7 protein-coding genes are annotated in these 4,673 nt (G+C 51.7%); all 7 read left to right on the top strand.

Translation table 11 applies throughout. From position 1 onward, the window contains the following. On the top strand, positions 1-535 hold a 535-nt coding region (locus tag VMT62_01335; GenBank protein HVN95047.1), incomplete at its 5' end, for a branched-chain amino acid ABC transporter permease. Then, positions 528-1,262: an ABC transporter ATP-binding protein gene (locus tag VMT62_01330; protein HVN95046.1), complete on the top strand. Its 735-nt coding sequence runs from the start codon at positions 528-530 to the stop codon at positions 1,260-1,262. The genes VMT62_01335 and VMT62_01330, both read left to right, overlap by 8 nt. Before the next feature lie 4 nt (positions 1,263-1,266). Further along, complete coding sequence (locus tag VMT62_01325) at positions 1,267-1,956, top strand: ABC transporter ATP-binding protein (protein HVN95045.1); 690 nt, start codon at positions 1,267-1,269, stop codon at positions 1,954-1,956. Positions 1,957-2,068: 112 nt separating this feature from the next. Then, positions 2,069-2,650: an XRE family transcriptional regulator gene (locus VMT62_01320; GenBank protein HVN95044.1), complete on the top strand. Its 582-nt coding sequence runs from the start codon at positions 2,069-2,071 to the stop codon at positions 2,648-2,650. A 76-nt stretch (positions 2,651-2,726) separates the two neighbouring features. After that, the gene (locus tag VMT62_01315; GenBank protein ID HVN95043.1) at positions 2,727-3,116 is read left to right on the top strand and encodes a nuclear transport factor 2 family protein; all 390 of its coding nucleotides are present in this window, start codon (positions 2,727-2,729) and stop codon (positions 3,114-3,116) included. A gap of 90 nt (positions 3,117-3,206) precedes the next feature. Continuing rightward, on the top strand, positions 3,207-4,004 hold the full coding sequence (locus VMT62_01310) for an SDR family oxidoreductase (GenBank protein ID HVN95042.1): 798 nt from the start codon (positions 3,207-3,209) through the stop codon (positions 4,002-4,004). 88 nt (positions 4,005-4,092) lie between these two features. Further along, positions 4,093-4,673: TRAP transporter substrate-binding protein DctP (dctP, locus tag VMT62_01305; GenBank protein ID HVN95041.1), on the top strand; the 581-nt coding region annotated here is incomplete at its 3' end.

The raw sequence follows: 4,673 nt of genomic DNA, 5'->3' as shown, positions 1-4,673 counted from the left end.
GATCCTCGAGTCCCCAAACGCCGCTTACTACTTTACTTTGATCGTGGCCGCCCTTTCGCTGTTCATCATGTACAGGATTCTCAACGCCCCCTTTGGAAGTATTCTTCAGGGGATTCGTGACAACGTGGTACGAAGCCAGGCGGTCGGCGTGAATGTAAGGCGACATCAGCTCATCGCGATTGTGATTGCCGGGTTTTTTGCCGGTATTGCAGGCGTTCTTTTCGTGGTGGTCGATAATTCGGTTTTCCCCGACATGATGTTCTGGACCCTTTCGCTCGAGATTACTATCATGGCCCTCCTGGGGGGCTGGTACACTTTTCTTGGACCGATGCTTGGCGCTGCCATAATCGTCCTACTGCGAACGTTTGTTAGCACGGTTACAGATTATTGGGCACTCGTTCTCGGCATTGTTCTCGTATTTGTCATTCTTTTCCTGCCCGAAGGGGTCCTGGGCAAGGTTTTCGAGATCTGGCATGAGCGCCGAGTTGGAAAAACAGGCGAGGTGGAAAGGGCAAGGGAAGCGAATTATGCTTGAGGTGAGGAACGTAAGCAAGTCCTTTGGCGGCTTTAGGGCGGTAGACCGGGTAAATCTTGACGTCAAGAAGGGTGAAGTGGTGGCCGTCATCGGCCCGAACGGAGCTGGGAAGACAACCCTCTTCAACATGATTACGGGCGTCCTGAAGCCGAATGAGGGGCAGGTGACCTTCAAGGGGGAAGACATCACGGGTCTTCCATCCCACAAGATGTGCAAAAAGGGGATCGCTCGCTCTTTTCAGATCGTTAACATCTTCCCTCGGCTGACCGTCTTTGAGAACGTCCAGATCGCAGTCTTCGTTGAGCAGGGTAGAGATCTTACCTTCTTCTCCCCTTCCCGGAAGCTCGCGGTGGACAATACGTATGCGATACTCGACAGTGTCGGGTTAACTGAAAAGGCGAAGAGCGTCTGCGGCTCCCTGTCTCATGGTGACAGGAAGGTTCTTGAGATCGCTATAGTCCTCGGCGGAAGGCCAGAACTTCTCATCCTGGATGAGCCGACGGCCGGCATGTCCCCAGAGGAGACAGGGCGGTGCATCTCGCTTATCCAGCGACTTTCTACAGAGCGCGGCCTTACGATCCTTTTCTGCGAACATGATATGGAACTCGTTTTTGCCATCGCTCAGCGGATCATGGTCATGGTCCAGGGTTCCACCATCATCCAGTCAGATTGCGCGACCGTCCGATGCAACAAAAAAGTGCAGGACGCTTATCTGGGGGAGGATTAGATCCATGCTTCGGGTCGAAAATATCCACACCTATTACAGCCTTTCTCATATCCTTTTTGATGTCTCCCTCTCTTTGGCCGAAGGCGAGATCGTGGGGCTTCTCGGGAGAAACGGCGCAGGTAAATCGACCACGATGAGAAGTATCGCTCGCTGGACGCCTCCTCGAGAGGGATCGATCACATTCAAGGGAAGATCGATTGCCGGAAAGGATCCTTTCCTTCTCGTTCGGGAGGGGATCGCCTACGTTCCGGACGACCGCAGGGTGTTTGCCGATCTCTCCGTGGACGATAACCTTGAAATTACCTACCGGCGCAACAACGAATGGCCCAAACAGAGGGTGTACGATTTGTTCCCAGCCCTTTTGCACATAAAGACGCGGCCCGCGGGAAACCTTTCGGGCGGGGAGCAGCAGATGCTTACGATTGGAAGAGCCTTGATGAGCAGTCCGGAACTCCTTCTGCTGGACGAGCCGACGGAGGGTTTGGCGCCTCTGGTTGTCAGGGAGCTGGAAAATCAGATCTTAGCGCTGAAAGATGCAGGAATCAGCATTCTCCTTTCGGAACAAAATGTAAAATCTGCCTTGAAATTGATTGACCGGGTGTATGTGATCGATAATGGGCGGATTCGCTATGAAGGCACCACAGCCGATTTTGATCAGAACGTGGAAATCAAGAGAAAATACCTGATGGCATGAACGCGGAGGCGTAGTTTCTCGATAAGATAAACCACGCCCGCGGAGGGGGCGTAGTTTCCTTTTTGGCAATTTTGTTGTTGACATCTGTTGTACATGAGGCAACAATCCCGGTATGGATGAAAGGACCATCTGTCAAAATATCAAGACTCTCCGGCTCGCGCGAAAGATGACACTCGACGATCTGTCTCACCTTACGGGCCTAAGCAAAGGGTATCTATCGAGGGTGGAGCGTGCCGGCAAACTGCCTCCTTTTTCAACACTGAACCGGATTGCCGGCGCCCTCGGGGTGGAGACTATTTCTCTGCTCAACGGGCGGCAGGAACCACCCGGCGACACACGATTGGCTATTGTGCGCAAGAACGAAAGAAAGGTCATTGTTACAACAGGGTCCCTGTATGGGTACAAATATGAAACTCTCGCGCATAATAAGCCCGGCAAGAGTATGGAGCCCTACATCATCGAGCCGGCATTCGAGGAAAAAGCCATATTTCAGCATGAGGGTGAGGAATTGCTATTTGTTTTGGAAGGTACCCATGAATTCACCTACGACGGCAAGAAATACATCATGCACGAGGGTGACTGCGTCTATTTCGAATCCGGAGTACCTCACACTGGGAGGAGCATCGGTCAGGAGCGGGCGAGACTCCTGGCGGTGATGTTTTCCTATAAAACGGATGGACGAGGAGTTTCATAATAGACAACTGGAGATTATGCACTCCGTCGAGCTTTGAGGAATCGCTCGATAGGGCTTTTTAGACCGGAGGAACGATATGGCAACTCGAGAGCAGATGGAAATGAATAAAAAGAACGTTGCGGAATTTTATGATCTTATCATTAACAAGAAGGACTTTGAGTCAGCCCGCAAGTACATGGGGCCGCGTTACAAGCAGCACAATCCTTTGGTCGAAGACTACCCCGAAGGTCTGGCGGCATTTATCAACTGGCTCAAGACCAACCACCGCGGCGCCAAGAGCGAAATCGTCAGGATCTTTGCGGACGGTGACTATGTCATTCTTCACGTCCATTCGGTTCGGCCACCGGGCACGCATCGGGCTATCGTTGAGATATTCAGACTCAATGAAAGCGGAAAAATCGATGAGCACTGGGATGTGATACAGGAGGTTCCGCAAACTTCTGCGAATCCAAATGGAATGTTCTGATCTTTCGTAGGTGGAATAATTGTGAAATGACGCACATCCATCTTGAAGGCCCGTGCTTAGGTGCCGGATGGAATCGCCCAAGGAGGACGCATGCGGTTGCGAGGTAAGGTGGCAATTATCACGGGTGGTGGTAAAGGTATCGGGAAGGCCATTGCTCTCGCTTTTGCCCGAGAAGGCGCCAATGTGGTGATCGCCGCACGAAGTGCTCCCGAGCTGGAGAAAACGTGCGGCGAGATTATCAGTAAGGGCGGAAAGGCAATCTACGTGCAAACAGATGTTTCGGATGAGTCGCAAATCAAGCGCCTTGTCGCAGAGACAATCAGGCGGTTCGACCAAGTGGATATACTGGTAAATAACAGTGGTGTCTCAGGGCCTACGTCCAGGGTGGTTGACATGGATCTGGCCCAGTGGAACGAAACCTTGGCTGTCGACCTGACAGGGAGCATGGTCTGTGCACGGGAAGTGCTCAAGAACATGATCGAGCGGAAGACCGGCAATATAATCAACGTTGTTTCTGAAGCAGGAAGGTCGGCTGACGGAAGGTCCGGATATCCCTTCAGGGCGGCCTATTGCTGCGCAAAGATGGGCCTCATTGGCCTTACTGAAACGCTTTCTGTTGAGATGGGAGAATACGGCATCCGCGTGAATGCCCTCAGCCCGGGTCCTGTCTTGGGAGATCGCATTGTTAACGTGATCAAGAAGAGAGTTGAAGGGACGGGTAAGACCTTTGATGAGATCATGACAAGCTTGACTGCCAACAATTCCCTTAAACGATTAGCCACGGAAGAAGAATGTGCTGCTGTAGCCGTCTTTCTCGCCTCAGAGGAATCGAGCGCCGTCACAGGTCAGACCATACCGGTGAGCTGCGGTCAGCACGTTAATTTCTGATTCGACACAGCTATACCGCTTGGAGCTATTTCCGAGACGATGTCAAACATGATTGGTGCCGAACAATCACGTCAAAGGAGGTAAGACTATGAAAGGCCGATGTTTTGGGGTGGGCGTAGTGATTTGGATAGTTATGGCATTTTTTTTCGGCCTTCTGACAAGCTATGGAGCCGATAAGGTCATTACCCTCAGGTATGCGAACCTGTTCCCGCCCGCAAGCAAAGTCAGCGTTATTTCGGACGAGTGGTGCAAAGAGGTAGAGAAAAGAACCAACGGTCGAGTGAAAGTGCAGTACTTTCCGGCCGCGTCTCTTTCACGCCCTTCTGAGACTTATGATGACGTAATGAGAGGCGTTGCGGATATAGGGATGAGTTTTTGCGGATACACCGGCGGGCGATTTCCTCTCACAGAAGTAATTGACCTCCCACTGGGATACAAGACCTCATACGACGCAACGAAATTGGCGAACGCATACCTCGAAAAATTTAAGCCCAAGGAATTTGACGGAACAAAGGTGATGTATCTCCATACTTCGCCTCCGCATCGTCTTTTCACAAAGAAGCCAGTCGAAAAATTGGAAGACATTAAAGGTCTCAAAATCAGGTCCACCGGAACCAGCGCAGAGGTGGTCAAGGCTTTGGGAGGCGTGTCGGTAGCAATGCCGATGTC

The sequence above is a fragment of the Syntrophorhabdaceae bacterium genome (assembly GCA_035541755.1).
Taxonomy (GTDB): domain Bacteria; phylum Desulfobacterota; class Syntrophorhabdia; order Syntrophorhabdales; family Syntrophorhabdaceae; genus PNOF01.
This window is presented reverse-complemented; position numbering and strand designations above follow the sequence as displayed.

Excerpts from the sequence above, each read along its gene's own strand:
- VMT62_01310 (HVN95042.1), top strand. The coding sequence starts at position 3,207 with ATGCGGTTGCGAGGTAAGGTGGCAATTATCACGGGTGGTGGTAAAGGT.
- VMT62_01325 (HVN95045.1), top strand. The coding sequence starts at position 1,267 with ATGCTTCGGGTCGAAAATATCCACACCTATTACAGCCTTTCTCATATC.
- VMT62_01320 (HVN95044.1), top strand. The coding sequence starts at position 2,069 with ATGGATGAAAGGACCATCTGTCAAAATATCAAGACTCTCCGGCTCGCG.
- VMT62_01330 (HVN95046.1), top strand. The coding sequence starts at position 528 with ATGCTTGAGGTGAGGAACGTAAGCAAGTCCTTTGGCGGCTTTAGGGCG.
- VMT62_01315 (HVN95043.1), top strand. The coding sequence starts at position 2,727 with ATGGCAACTCGAGAGCAGATGGAAATGAATAAAAAGAACGTTGCGGAA.